Source organism: Paenibacillus sp. YAE3 (assembly GCF_057546105.1).
The window spans coordinates 252,417-266,025 of record NZ_BAAIYF010000002.1 but is presented as its reverse complement, the minus strand read 5'-3'; the positions used below and the strand labels follow the sequence as shown (position 1 = coordinate 266,025).

The 13,609-nt window shown below is 52.9% G+C and carries 14 protein-coding genes and 1 pseudogene; 14 read left to right on the top strand and 1 reads right to left on the bottom strand.

Annotated features, from left to right (window positions below):
* The first annotated feature begins 124 nt into the window (after positions 1-124).
* From AC27KL_RS04075 to AC27KL_RS04030, 10 genes and pseudogenes are all read left to right on the top strand, one after another.
* Positions 125-241: a hypothetical protein gene (locus tag AC27KL_RS04075; protein WP_036708264.1), complete on the top strand. Its 117-nt coding sequence runs from the start codon at positions 125-127 to the stop codon at positions 239-241.
* A 467-nt stretch (positions 242-708) separates the two neighbouring features.
* A complete protein-coding gene (nhaC, locus tag AC27KL_RS04070) occupies positions 709-2,094 on the top strand; it encodes a Na+/H+ antiporter NhaC (RefSeq protein ID WP_487168935.1) in 1,386 nt (461 codons plus the stop codon).
* A 218-nt stretch (positions 2,095-2,312) separates the two neighbouring features.
* Complete coding sequence (locus AC27KL_RS04065; protein WP_156124534.1) at positions 2,313-2,486, top strand: hypothetical protein; 174 nt, start codon at positions 2,313-2,315, stop codon at positions 2,484-2,486.
* A 176-nt stretch (positions 2,487-2,662) separates the two neighbouring features.
* The gene (locus AC27KL_RS04060) at positions 2,663-2,836 is read left to right on the top strand and encodes a hypothetical protein (RefSeq protein WP_156124535.1); all 174 of its coding nucleotides are present in this window, start codon (positions 2,663-2,665) and stop codon (positions 2,834-2,836) included.
* 167 nt (positions 2,837-3,003) lie between these two features.
* Positions 3,004-4,333: pseudogene (locus AC27KL_RS04055) on the top strand (extracellular solute-binding protein).
* 88 nt (positions 4,334-4,421) lie between these two features.
* On the top strand, positions 4,422-5,312 hold the full coding sequence (locus AC27KL_RS04050) for a carbohydrate ABC transporter permease (RefSeq protein ID WP_487168934.1): 891 nt from the start codon (positions 4,422-4,424) through the stop codon (positions 5,310-5,312).
* Positions 5,313-5,326: 14 nt separating this feature from the next.
* Entirely contained in the window at positions 5,327-6,205 is an 879-nt protein-coding gene (locus tag AC27KL_RS04045) for a carbohydrate ABC transporter permease (RefSeq protein WP_487168933.1), read from the top strand.
* 87 nt (positions 6,206-6,292) lie between these two features.
* Positions 6,293-8,107 (top strand): sensor histidine kinase, encoded by a 1,815-nt coding sequence (locus tag AC27KL_RS04040; RefSeq protein ID WP_487168932.1) that lies wholly within the window; start codon positions 6,293-6,295, stop codon positions 8,105-8,107.
* On the top strand, positions 8,085-9,278 hold the full coding sequence (locus tag AC27KL_RS04035) for a response regulator (protein WP_339324499.1): 1,194 nt from the start codon (positions 8,085-8,087) through the stop codon (positions 9,276-9,278). Before AC27KL_RS04040 ends, AC27KL_RS04035 begins: the two co-directional genes overlap by 23 nt.
* 209 nt (positions 9,279-9,487) lie before the next feature.
* Positions 9,488-10,519 carry a serine hydrolase domain-containing protein gene (locus tag AC27KL_RS04030; protein ID WP_487169137.1) on the top strand — a complete coding sequence of 344 codons (1,032 nt, stop codon included), beginning with the start codon at positions 9,488-9,490 and terminating at the stop codon, positions 10,517-10,519.
* A gap of 66 nt (positions 10,520-10,585) precedes the next feature.
* On the opposite strand, the gene lexA is transcribed toward AC27KL_RS04030, so the two are convergent.
* Positions 10,586-11,212 (bottom strand): transcriptional repressor LexA, encoded by a 627-nt coding sequence (lexA, locus tag AC27KL_RS04025; RefSeq protein WP_212948478.1) that lies wholly within the window; start codon positions 11,210-11,212, stop codon positions 10,586-10,588.
* Between the two features lie 193 nt (positions 11,213-11,405).
* Between lexA and yneA the strand changes: the two genes are divergently transcribed.
* The 4 genes from yneA (at position 11,406) to AC27KL_RS04005 (ending at position 13,497) form a co-directional block, all read left to right on the top strand.
* Positions 11,406-11,786 carry a cell division suppressor protein YneA gene (gene yneA / locus AC27KL_RS04020; RefSeq protein ID WP_036711909.1) on the top strand — a complete coding sequence of 127 codons (381 nt, stop codon included), beginning with the start codon at positions 11,406-11,408 and terminating at the stop codon, positions 11,784-11,786.
* A gap of 101 nt (positions 11,787-11,887) precedes the next feature.
* Positions 11,888-12,082: a DUF896 domain-containing protein gene (locus AC27KL_RS04015; protein WP_036711911.1), complete on the top strand. Its 195-nt coding sequence runs from the start codon at positions 11,888-11,890 to the stop codon at positions 12,080-12,082.
* Positions 12,083-12,116: 34 nt separating this feature from the next.
* Positions 12,117-12,662 (top strand): hypothetical protein, encoded by a 546-nt coding sequence (locus AC27KL_RS04010; protein WP_339324501.1) that lies wholly within the window; start codon positions 12,117-12,119, stop codon positions 12,660-12,662.
* Positions 12,663-12,693: 31 nt separating this feature from the next.
* A complete protein-coding gene (locus tag AC27KL_RS04005) occupies positions 12,694-13,497 on the top strand; it encodes an HAD family hydrolase (protein WP_487168931.1) in 804 nt (267 codons plus the stop codon).
* The last annotated feature ends 112 nt before the right edge of the window (positions 13,498-13,609 follow it).

Here is a 13,609-nt window from a genome sequence, read left to right as displayed (position 1 = left end):
ATACACCGGCGGTGTGCCCGGATGGTAAACTCATATCTATTTTCGCAAGGAGTTTCCTATTTGCCCTTCCCTTCCAAAAGCATAATCATAAGATAAAGTATGCTTCTGAAAGGAGGGTGAACACATGAGTGAAGTCGTTGGAGGCGTAGGCGGTTACGGCCATGGCGGGTATGGCAGCATCGGTGCGATTCTGGTTCTCTTTATTTTGCTCGTTATCATCACCAAAGCTTTCATTTACTAATTTCGTATTTTCAAAGCTCTTGCCGGCATGCCGGCAGGAGCTTTTTCGCGTTCCCTTCATGATGGGGGGTCAAGGCATCAGCGGCATGCTGACGAACTTATACCATAAGTATAATAACCCCAGCGGGATGCAGCAGATCAGGCCAATCCCCATGACGATCATCCGGTTTTTCCAAGACCCGTTCATGCAGGTACCTCTCCTTCAAAATGCCATACATGTTTATAACGCAATGAAACCGTATCATGTTACGCTTCTTTCTGATTTTTTTGGCTGAAAAATCCTGCAATGCATGTTCATAACATTGACTCGGCCGTGGTTTTGGTATATATTGTTCCCCTGTGCTTCAATGCAAAAAAGCCAAAAAGCATAAAAGCAAAGAAGGACTTGTTTACGGATCAAACAAAGCGGACGGAGACGTTATGCAATTTCCCTGTCTGCGACAATTATGTACAAGGAGTATCATCTTCATGGACCGACAGCTCACTTTTTCGAAAAGCATTTTGATTATTGCATTCATTCTTGCGCTATTGTTCATCTCGATTTTTCTGCTCAAAGCGGAGCCCCATCTTCCGCTGCTCGCCGCAACGGTCGGGACCGCAGCTTTGTTGCGGCTGTTCGGCATTCCTTGGAAGAAGCTTGAAGCTTCCATCCTTCAAGGCATTCAAACGGCCATTATGCCGATTCTCATCCTTTCGCTGATCGGCATTTTGATCGCCGTATGGATGATGAGCGGGACGGTGCCGACGATCTTATATTACGGCATGGATTATATCAAACCGCATTTATTTGCGGTGAGCGCGTTATACGTCACCATCGTCGTGTCGATGTTTACCGGAAGCTCGTTTACGACCGTCAGCACCGTCGGCGTCGCCTTTATGGGGATTGCCGCGACGACGGGAGTTTCCCCGGCGTTGGCCGCGGGAGCGGTCATCTGCGGGGCTTGCTTCGGGGATAAAATGTCGCCGCTATCCGATACGACGAATTTTGCCCCGGCCGTGGCCGGCATTCCCATCTATACGCACATCCGCAACATGCTCTACACGACCGTGCCGGCGCTCATCGTCACGACGATATTTTTCTTGTTCGCGCCAAGCGCTGGCACGGTCGATTTATCGTCCATCGAACAAATCAAGTTTGCGCTGCAGGATGGGTTTCGCATTCATTGGCTTACGTTGCTGTCGCCGATTGCCGTCATTGCCTGCTCGATCAAACGGATGCCGATTCTTCCTACGCTGATCGTCGGCATCGCGACGGGTCTGCTGGTGACGGCTGTCGTTCAACGCGAGACGGCAATCGACGTATGGTTTCAGGTCATGCAAAGCGGCTATCAAACGGCCAGCGCCAACGAAACGGTCGCATCGATCGTAAACCGGGGAGGTTTGCAGTCGATGATGTGGTCCGTCTCGCTGATCCTGATCGCGCTGTCGCTGGGCGGATTGCTGCAGCATTGCGGCGTCATCGAAGCTTTTTTCCAAAAGGCCGTTCAGCCTTTAAAACGCGGCAGCAGCATCGTTTTGATGACGGGCGCGTCCTCGATTGCGGTAAACGCCATGACGGGCGAGCAATATTTGTCCATTCTTTTGCCGGGTCAAATGTTCAAGGACGAATATAACCGCAGAAAACTGCCCGCAAAAACGCTGTCCCGAACCCTCGAAGATTGCGGTACGCTCGTCAATCCGCTTGTTCCCTGGGGCGTCAGCGGCGCTTTTTTTGCGGCTGCCCTCGGGGTTCCGGTGCCGGAATACGTTCCGTACGCCGTCTTGCTGTGGGTAAGCCCCCTCATTACGTTCGGATATGCGCTTATACCGAAGCTGCAAAAGAACGCGCTTGGCCCAAACACATGGTCTGCTTAATATAACGTCTACGCTCGGTCTTGCCGCCTAATGGATTAGGGGCAAGGCCTTTTTGCTTTGCAATTGCGGCACCCGTGGCGGATCAACCGGGGGGCTCTAGGCATTATTGCCGGTCCGCACACATAAGGTGAGGAACCTTAGAGCATAGTAAAAAACGATTCCTGCCCTTATGGGGAGGTCGATCCATATCACAGGATGCAGAAGGGAGGGGAGCGCTTATGCTGAAAAGCAATAAATATAAAGAGGCCGAAGCGGACCGTTTGAATTTTCACGACCAAACCGACGACGTCGTCGGACGCGAGCCTGCCACAACGAATGTCGACGATGCCGTCGCGGCCATGACTTCGCATATCAATAAATACGACGTCCCGGACGAACTCGAAGAAAAATAACCAACAGGGAAGCGCGCACAGGTGGAACTGATGCGTGCTTTTTATTTTGTTGGCGGATGCGGATCGGTGTCATCATCTTGGCATGCCATGCTTTTTTTGATTTACAAAATCACCCATATTATGTAATCTGGTAGAAACATATTCGAGATCTTAGATATTGGGAAGGAGCACCGGACATGAACGGTCAAGACGAACGTTTGCTGGCGTTGGAAGAACGGGTAGCCGAACTTGAGGATCAACTCCGCGAAACGCGGAAGGGTTCGAAAGGGCTGCGGATCGTGTTGTACATCATTTACGGCGTATTTATTTTATTGATTTTGCTTGGCGTTCTGCAATTCGTGTCGGTCTAACCTGCGGCTGCATATAACAACTGAGCGAGTCCTCCCGGCTTTGGGGGGATTTTCTTTTTTAAAGCGATATCTATAGAAAACAAACCTAAAACCTGAATTTCTCACCTCCCGATCTTTGCCGTTTCCCTGCATAATGGGTTCATACCAAACAAAAAGGGGAATAAGCGATGGCGAAAATGTCGAAATGGCTAAGCTTGGCGATGGCAGGCGCGTTAGTCTTCAGTTTGACGGCATGCGGAGGCAAAGCCGATGAAGGAAACGCTTCGTCGGGAGCGGGAACCGGCGGCGACAAGGCCGGCACGGTGAAAGAGAAAAACGTAACGATCACGTTCCAAAACATTTATCCGGATCCGACCGATCCGAAAAACAAATTGATGAACAAGCTGGTGAAGCAATACGAATCGGAGCATCCGAACATCAAAATCGAGCTCGATTCCCTGAACACCGATCAGCAAAAGCTGAAGCTGAAAACGCAAGCGGCGTCCAAAGAGGTGCCGGACATTACCGTGGTCAACCCGGCCGCGCAAATGCAGCCGTTCGTGGAAGCGAAGCTGCTCGCGCCGCTGGACGACATGCTGGACCAAAACGGACTCCGGGGCACGTTCCAGGACGGGCTTCTCGATTGGTACAGCTTTGACGGCCATACCTATGCCGTGCCGGACGGCAACAACATCGGCGTGGTGTACTACAACAAGGAGCTTTTCGAAAAAGGCGGGGTTAAGGTGCCGACGACGTTCGAAGAAATGGTCGATGTCGTCAAAACGCTGAAATCCAAGGGCATCCAACCGATGGCGATCGGCGAAAAAGACACCTGGACGGGATCGTTCCTGTTCATGAACATGCTGCTTCGGACCAACAACGGCCCGGGCTTCCTGAAGGACGTGCTCGATAAAAAGAAAACGTTCGAAGATCCGGCATTCAAGGAAGCTGTCGACGCGTTCCAAAACCTCATCCAGGCCGGAGCCTTCCAGGAAGGCGTCACGTCTTTCGACTACAACGCAGGCGAAAACCTGTTCAAGACCGGCAAAGCGGCCATGTACTTTATGGGCACGTGGGCAACGGGAGGCATCGAAACGTCTTCCGTCAACGGAAAAGTCGGCGTGTTCAAGTTCCCGACGATCAACGGACGAGTTCATGCTGGCGCCGGGCAGCGCGTTTGCGATCTCCGCGGACAGTAAACATCTGGATGAAACGAAGGCGTTCCTGAACTGGTTTATGCTGAACTTCCCGAAAGAAGCGTTCGAAGCCAAAGGCGCAGTGGGGATCGGACAAAAAGTGGACGGCGATTTCAAGGCGGCCGGATACTCCGACATGGCGATGGAGGTGCTGAATCTGTTCAAAGACGTGAAGGGCGGGGATCTGGCGTTCGACAACACGATGAACCCGGGAACGGCGCAAGCTCATCTTGCCAGCATCCAAAACCTGTTCGTACAGAAAAAGGATTCGGCCGAAGTCGCGAAGGAACATCAGTCGGCATTCGAAGCCAACAACAAATAAGCTTGACGTAATGGAGGGAACGCGTGCGAAAGGCGGCATGCCGTTCCCTTCTGCTTCACTAGACCAGCCAGAAAAAGGAGGGGTTCCCATGAACGTGCTCAAAGTCTCCCGCTGGACGATTGCCGCGTTTGTGCTGCCTTGCTTGATCCTATACGCAGGCATCGTATTCGTGCCGATCCTCGTCTCCATGTACAGCGGTCTGCTGGATTGGAACGGCATCGGGGAGTCCAGGTTCGTCGGGTTCGAAAATTTCAAAAACCTGTTTTTCCATGATCCGGTATTTTGGCCGTCCGTACGGAGAACGCTGCTGTTTGCCGTGTTTTCGATGGCGGAAATCCCGATTGCGCTGCTTGTGGCCATTTTGCTCAAACGGTATATCCGCAGACCGAATTTTCTCGTGTCGAGTTACTTTTTGCCCGTCATTCTGTCGGTCGTTGTCGTCGGCCAGCTGTGGAAAACGATTTACAATCCCGCGTCGATGGGGGGCATGCTGAACCAGGTGCTGGAAGCGGTCGGCCTAGGATCATGGACGCATGAATGGCTTACCGACCCGTCAATTGCGATGTATTCGCTGTATTTCGTGGCGCTCTGGCAGTACTTGGGTTACCACACGCTGATCCAGTATACGGGGATATTAAACGTTCCTGAAGAAATCTATGAGGCAGCGCGGATCGATGGCGCCGATGGGTTTGCCGCCGACCGCTACATCACGTTTCCGAACATCATTCCAATCTTCAAAATCTCGATCGTGCTGGCGTTTATCGGCTCGCTGCAGGCTTTTGACATGGTGATGGTGATGACGGGCGGCGGACCCGCGCACGCAACCGACGTCATTTCGACCCATATGTACAACATGTCCTTCCTGTCCATGAAATACGGGTACGGCAGCTCGATTGCGGCATGTTTGGTCGTGCTTTGCCTTGCGGCCACCTTCCTGATCAATCTGATATTCAACAAGCTGGAGAAACGCTTTTCGTAAAGGAGGAAAACGCCATGAATACGAGCTCTGCCGTTACGTTGAACAAGCCGGCGGCCGCTGCCCGCCGCGGACGGTTTTCTGTTGCGAAAACGATTGTCATCCTGTTTTTGTCCCTATTGGTGGTCACGCAGGTATATCCGCTGCTATGGCTTGTGCTGTATTCGCTGAAAACGAACGAAGAAATTTTGTCGGGCAGCTTTTTCGCCCTGCCGCACGCTCCGCAATGGAGCAACTATAGCGCGGCGCTCGAAGGGAATTATTTCCGATATTTGCTGAACAGCTTATTCGTCACGTCGGTGACGATGGCTGCGGTCATTTTGCTGAGCTCCCTGTGCGCGTATGCGATCAGCCGATTCCGCTGGCGATACGGGCAAGGGGTCATGCTGCTGTTCCTGATTGGGATGATGATCCCGATGCAGGCCACACTGCTGCCGCTCATGATCATTTTCAAAAACATGCACGTGCTGAACACGCATTTGTCGCTGATCCTGCCTTATGTCGCGTTTTCGATGCCGATCGCGGTGTTTATTTTGAGCGGGTTCATGAAAACCATTCCGCATGAAATCGAAGAGTCGGCCGTGATCGACGGGGCCAGCATCTGGCGCATTTTCCGCAGCATCATATTGCCGGTGTCCGTTCCGCCGGTCATGACGGTTTGCATTTTGACGTTCATCAACATTTGGAATGAATACATTTTGGCGGCTACGTTTATTTCGTCGGAAAAGCTCAAAACGCTGCCGTTCGGCGTGAACAGCTTCGTCAGCCAATATTCGGTCAATTACGGCGCGATCGGTGCTTTTCTCGTGCTCGGCGCGCTGCCGGTCATCCTGATCTATTTCTTGTTATCCGATAAAATCACCGAAGGCATGGTGGCAGGCGCCGTCAAGGGGTAAAGGGCCAAAAAATCGGGCGGAACAAGCGGCGCATATGCTAAAATGGACACGAAAAGCCGATGCTTTGAAAGGGGGAAGCCGAGGTACGTGAGACGCTTCCGATCCATACGCAGCCGCTTGTTCCTGCTTTTTATGGGATGCATGACGGGAATCCTGATATTGATGAGCATGCTGTATTACAATCGAACGTTATCGATCATTCACGCCAAGGTAGGCGACATCGCCGAAAAAAACATCTCCCAGACCGCGGGGCTGTTCAACTTGATGCTGCAGGGCTATAACAGCTTGTCCAAATCGCTGAACAGCAACTACGAGCTTACCCGCCTGCTGCAGGAAAAGCCGGACGATCCGGCGGCGGAAATCATGAACGAACGCACCATCACGAACATTATCGGGGCGGCCTACTATTCGCGGGACGATGTGCTGGGCATCCACATATTATCGCCCGACGGCAAGGTGTACAGCTACGAAAGGCAGTTTGCCGGGGTCATCGACAACAACTACGCCCAAACCGAATGGTATAAAAAGCTCGAAGCATCTTCGGGCAACATGGTCTGGCTCGGGTTATACCCCGGTTCGCCAATCAACACGCTGCAGGCGGAAAAGCAGGCGTTCGTGTTCGGGCGCAAGCTGTACGATTTGGATAACCATAAAGAGATCGGAATGTTGATGATCGAAACGAACCCGTCTCCGATGATGGAAGCGCTGTCTAACGTGAGCATCAGCCCCGGAACGCAGGTTTACATTTTGGACGAAGCGAAAAAAATCATCGCCTCCTCCGAACGAAAAGGAGCGAAACGCCCGGAGCTGGACCGGCTGCCGCAGCCGTCGCCGGAAGATAATATCTTCGTCGACGGCACGTCCAAGGAGCTGATCGTCGCCGCCAACACGACGATGGCCGGGTGGACGATTTACGGCCTGACGCCGAAACAGGACATCCAGGCGGAAGTATATCGGACGACGAAAGTTTTGGTGGTTGTCGTGCTGGCGCTGATCATTTTATCGACGGTGCTGGCTTCGATCGTCTCCCGCAATATCGCGTCTCCGCTCAAGCTTTTGATCCGGGAGATGAAAAAGGTCGAGATGGGAAATTTCAGCGGTTCGGTCAACGTGGATTCCTTCGACGAAATCAACAGCCTGGTCTCGTCGTTCAACCGGATGGTGCACCGGATGGACGAGCTGATCGAAACGATCAAAATTTCGACCGTCAGCGAAAAAAACGCGCAGCTGCAAGCGCTGCAGGCCCAGGTGAATCCGCATTTCCTCTACAACACGCTCGACATGATCTATTGGATGCTGGACGAGCAGGAAAACGAACGGCTGAGCAGGGTGGTTCTGTCGCTTTCGCAAATGTTCAGGTACAGCAGCAATTGGGAAGAAGCGGCGCGAACCACGCTGGGGCGCGAATTAGAGCAAATCGGCCATTACTTGACGATCATCGAAACGCGGCTCGGCGGAAGGCTGCAAACGAACATTGACGCGAACGCAGCCTGGCTGGACGCGCCGCTTCCGAAAATGACGATTCAGCCGATCATCGAAAACGCGGTCAAATACGGTTTGGAGCCGAAGGAAGGCATGGGCGTGCTGAACGTGCGCACGGAAAAGGAAGGGAACAAGCTGCTGATCAAAATCGAGGACAACGGAATGGGCATGGATGCCGAGACGCTGGAGCGGGTAAAAGAGACGATGCACGCCAAACATCAGCGGTCGCCGGATGAGGATTCGCCCGGAAGAAGACGCGGCATCGGGCTGCGGAACGTACACGACCGCCTGGTGATGATGTTCGGCGGACCATACGGTTTGAGCATCGAAAGCGAGCCGCTGCAAGGAACGACGGTGACCGTTGCCATACCGATTCCGGCCGAAGGGGAGGACGAAGATGAACATATTGGTGGTGGATGATGAAAGCGTGATCCGGGAGGGGATCAAGCGGACGATCCGCAAAGCGTTTCCCGGCCACGGCGTGCAATTGGCGGAAAATCCGGACGAAGCGGCGCAAATTCTCCGGGGCGGCCAGATCGACGTGGTGCTCACGGATATTTTGATGCCGGGCATGACCGGACTCGAATTGATGCAGGTGTCCCGGAGCAATTATCCGCACGTGAAATGGGTGATCATCTCCGCTTATTCCGAATTTGCTTACGCCAAAGAAGCGGTCAGGCTCGGGGCCAAGGATTATATGCTTAAGCCGATCGGCAAGGAGGCGCTGATTTCGATGATCGGGCGGCTCGGCGAGGAAGTGGAGCGGGACGCCGAGCTGGAGCAGGAAACGCGGCTGCTCCGGAGCAACCTGAAGTTTTTGCGTGAAGCGGTATTCCAGCGCTGGGCGACGGGACTCGACATCGGGAACTTGGACATTGCCCCGTTCGTGGAGCGGTACCCCCGCTTTTATTTGGTGCTGGTCAAAATGGAAAGCGACGACGCTGTACATCTCGAGCATTTTATCGTCGAAAACGTGCTGACCGAGCTGATCGAACGCCACGGAAAAGGGTTCGTCACCAGCCTCGACGGCAAAAGCCTGCTGGGCCTCGTGACGCCGGATTCGCCGGACGGGGCAAAGCGCTTGAGCGACGAGCTGCGGCTGCATCTGAAAAAATACGTCAAGGTGCCGTTCCAAGTCGGGCTGTCCGAAGAAATCCGCGACTTTAACAGCATCCCGGCGGCGATCCGGGGGATGGGGCGGCAGTCCGGAACGCTCGAATTCGAATATTACGCCCCGGGCGGAAACCGGGCGGTCGAAGTAGCCCTCCAATATATCCGGGCGAACTACAATACCGACGTGACGCTGGAAAAGGTCGCCTCCGTCGTCTTTTTGAACCCGGCATACTTCAGCCAAGTGTTCAAGCAAAAAACCGGAAGCGGGTTCAAGGAGTACGTCATTTCGCTGCGGATGGAAAAAGCGATGGAACTGCTGAAGCATACGCAGCTGAAGCTGATCGACATCGCCGAAAAGGTCGGTTACCAGGACGTCAAACACTTTACGCAGGTTTTCCGCAAGCGGACGAACATGACGCCGACGGAATACCGGCAGCGGGGATGGGAGGAGGACGGGCTGAACCGAGCTTGTCCGTAGAAGGGAAAAAGGATGCGCCTCGATATCCGCCTTGGGCCGTGCCAGTTCGACTGGCACGGTTCTTTGCGTTTCTTGCCTAGGAAAGTCCGGATTTGGGCGATGTTAGGAGATGCTCGCTAGGTTGCTTATTGCCAAAAGGGAACAAATGTTCTATAATTGATGTATTGTTACTTTGGTTGGGGACGGGGGGAAGGAAAACAGTGGATCCAATGAGCGTCAGCGAACGGATGGATAGGGAGGGAATTCCCGGGTTAAGCATCGCATTCATTGAGGATGGTTTGATCAGCCATCGGGAGACCTGGGGAAAGCTTGCGGCGGGGGAGACGGAACCGGTCCGGATGGATACGATGTTTAACGCGTGTTCCATCAGCAAATTTGCGGCAAGCGTTTTAGCGCTTGTTCTGGTAGAGGAATGCGCCCTTCAATTGGATGAAGACGCGAACCGGCGCCTGATATCGTGGAAGGTTCCGGAGCATCCGCAATTCCGTTCCGGCCGCGTCACGCTGCGCAGGCTTCTTGGCCATCAAGCCGGCTTTTCCGATCCCGATGGAAGCTTTCCGACGTTGGCCAAGGACCGCAAAGCTCCGTCCATGGCGGAATTGTTAACAGGATTAACGGTTTATAGGCAGGAGCCTGCTTTACTGGTCGCCGAGCCGGGAAGCCGGTTCATCTATTCGGATACGGGATTTTGCGTCATGCAGCTGCTGATTGAAGATGCGACAGGGGAACCGTTCGAAAAGCTGATGCGGAAAAAGATATTTGAACCGCTGGGGATGAAAAACAGCCGTTTCGTCATGGACGAATCCGACATTCGCGCGGGATCGGCCGCCGGACATAACCGATATGGCGACCGGTTGGCCAGCCCCTATCCGATTTATCCGTATGCTGCGGCTGCCGGGCTCTGGACGACACCGACGGACCTCGCAATGTTGGCCGCCGAGCTGATGGCTTCGCTGCAGGGGCAGGGGATGTTGGGGATTTCCCCAAAGACCGCAAAGGAAATGTTTACACCGCAGAACGGTTTTAAGTGGGCCGGGCTGGGCGTATTCATGGAATGCCTTGGCGGGAAGCTGGAGATCACCTCGCTCGGGTGGGGCAGCGGTTTCCAATGCATGATGACCGTTTATCCCGAGAAAGGCATAGGGGCGATATGCATGATGAACGCGGATCCGGGCGTGCATCAAGCCGAGAGCCTCCTCGGATATATCACAACGATGTGGCAGCAGGAGAAATTCGGCTAACCCAAATAGAAAGCCCTTGTTCTCCTGGAAGAACAAGGGCTTGTCCATTGGCGAGGCCAAAACGGATCAATGAATGTCGCGGAACAAACCGACGACCTTGCCGAGAATGGTCACGTGATTCAAGCGCAGCGGCTCGTAAGACGGATTCTCCGGCTGCAGACGGATATGATCCTTTTCTTTATAGAACGTTTTTACGGTAGCTTCGTCTTCGTCCGTCATGGCAACGACGATATCTCCGTTATCAGCGGTCTGCTGCTGGCGGACGATGACGTAGTCGCCGTTGTGAATGCCCGCCTCGATCATGCTGTCCCCTACGACCGATAGCATAAAGACTTTCTCGTCCCCGACAAAATGCTGGGGCAGAGGGAAATAATCCTCGATATTTTCCGTAGCGGTAATCGGTACGCCGGCCGTAACCTTACCTACCACGGGAACCCGCGCGATCGTTTGCGTGAACAGGTTGCTGCTTTCGGATTCTTCCTGGCCCAAAATTTCAATGGCGCGAGGTTTCGTTGGGTCCCTGCGGATCAATCCCTTTTTCTCCAGTCTGTCCAGATGGCCGTGCACCGTCGAGCTGGAAGCCAGTCCGACGGCTTCGCCGATCTCGCGGACGGAAGGAGGATAACCTTTGGCCCGGACTTCGTTTCTTATAAATTCCAATATCGCTTGCTGCCGGCTAGATATCTTCGACATTCCCCATCAACCCCATTAGTAACGTTTGGTAAAAGTATAACATAGAACTGCCGTTCGTACAAACACAAGTTCTAAAACGGGAACATGATTTTTCCTTAATGGAGAACAATTGTTCGAAAAAACTATTGAACAAAACATGTGTTCGTGTTATATTGTTCTCATACAAGAACAAATGTTTGGAGGAACGGTTAACATGTTAAAATACAGTACATATCAAAGCATATATAATCATGAAATTTCCGGGGGAGACCGCAACGGCGGGAAACTAAAAGAACAGCTTCACGCTTTCCAGGCCATGTTCACGCGGCGCCTGATGGTGAAGCTTCTGCTGATCGTCATAATTATGACGGCAGGGTGTACGGGCATGGTACGCGTATTTGCCGGTTCCCCTCAAGACGAGGTGCAAATGGAACAAATCGTTGTGTCCCAAGGGGACACGCTATGGCAAATCGCCCGGGATCATAAACCGAAGGACATGGATACCCGCGCATACATTCAGATCATTAAGAAGACGAACCATCTGAAATCCAGCGGCATTCAAGCCGGAGATGTCCTTTCTCTTCCTATATATTAGACTTCGTTTTTATGCCTAAGAGCTTGGTAAGGTTCACGCCTTGACAAGCTCTTTTTCTCATGGCAAAGTTAGGTATGAATTGATTATTGGAGGAGTCATGTATGGATATCGACAGCTTAGTTCAGCGCATTAACGAGCTTGCGCGCAAAGACAAAGAGACTGGCCTGACCAAGGAAGAAACCGAAGAACGTGCGAAATTGCGCGAGAGATATCTTCAAAACGTCCGTCGGAACTTCAGGGCCCAGTTGGATTCGATCGAATGGGTAGAAGACCGCAATGACGGAAAGCGCAAATAAAAATAAAGAACATCATGGTTAAGGGGGAAACACGATGTCCCGATCTTGGGAAAGAATGGTTCAGAAAAACTCGGCTCAACTAAACAAGCAGCGTAAAAAACAGGGGAAACCTTCGCTGTATTCCTCGAACGGTTCCGCCACGGCCGACGTCTTCAAAGGGCGGAATTTCGTTCTTCCCATCACGCTGGTAGCGCTTGCCGTCATTTACCTTTTGCTCGGCATGACCAGCCAGCAGGCGGCGATGAACACCTCCTTGAATTGGATCGTGGTCGGATTGTACGTTTTGCTGGCGATCATGATTTTTTTGCGCCGCCCGTTTCTTAAAGTGGACAAAAACACGCTTTCCACGATCAAGTTCAATCGCGACCGGCGTTTGACGGCGGACCAAATCGCCAAAATCAAAGCAGGATCCGGTTCGATCGTGATCGAAATGAAAGGAACGAAGGGGAAAAAGGGCAAGGAAATAAAGGGCGGCAATTGGGTGTTTACCCGTTTGATCAACCGCTACGATACCGAAGCCATGGCCGAACGTCTTGAGCGTTTTGCCGCCTCTTTTAATATTCCGTTTGAAAAACAATAGTACAGATTAACGTTGGGAGAGGGATGGGAAGATGGGAGTTACCGCCGTTTTTTTTGATTTGGACGATACGTTGTTGTGGGATGAGCGCAGCGTGAAGGAATCCTTCCAAGCGACCTGCGAAACGGCCGCCGCCAAAACCGGGGTCGACGCGGAGGCGCTTGAAGCGGCTGTCCGCAAAGAGGCGCGGGCTTTGTACGAGTCGTACGACACGTATGCTTTTACCGCCATGATCGGCATTAACCCGTTTGAAGCATTATGGGGGGAATTTACCGTAGGGAAGCAGCCCGAGTTTCAACGGATGGCCGAAATCGTCCCTGAATACCGGAAGGAATCTTGGCGCCGCGGCCTCGCCGAGCTGGGTGTGGAAGACGCGCAGCTGGCCGAAGAACTTGCCAGACAATTCGGGATGGAAAGACGCTCCCGCCCCCATGTGTATGAAGAAACGTTCCAAGTGCTGCAAGAGCTGAAAGGGAACTATAAGCTTCTGTTGCTGACGAACGGCTGCCCGGGATTGCAGCAGGAAAAACTGGATGGCATACCGGAGCTGGTCCCTTATTTCGACCAAGTCGTCATTTCGGGCAACTTCGGCAAAGGCAAGCCGGATCCCACCATTTTTGAGCATGCGCTCTCCCGCCTGGGCGTAACCCCGGATGAAGCCGTCATGGTAGGCGACAAACTTTCGACGGACATTAAAGGCGGACTGGCCGCTGGGTTAACGACGGTTTGGATCAACCGCAACGGCAGGCCGTATCATTCGAACATCCAGCCGCATTATGAAATCAAGCATTTGTCCGAGCTGCACGGTATTTTGGAGTCTATGAAGCAGCAAGTTTAACCGGCCAAGCATTAAATGCGATTTGTTAATTAAAAGTCTGCCGTTTGCGGTTCTGCCGCATGCGCAGGCTTTTTTCATGATCTTATTGCGGGATCGCCCCAGCGCACTGCTA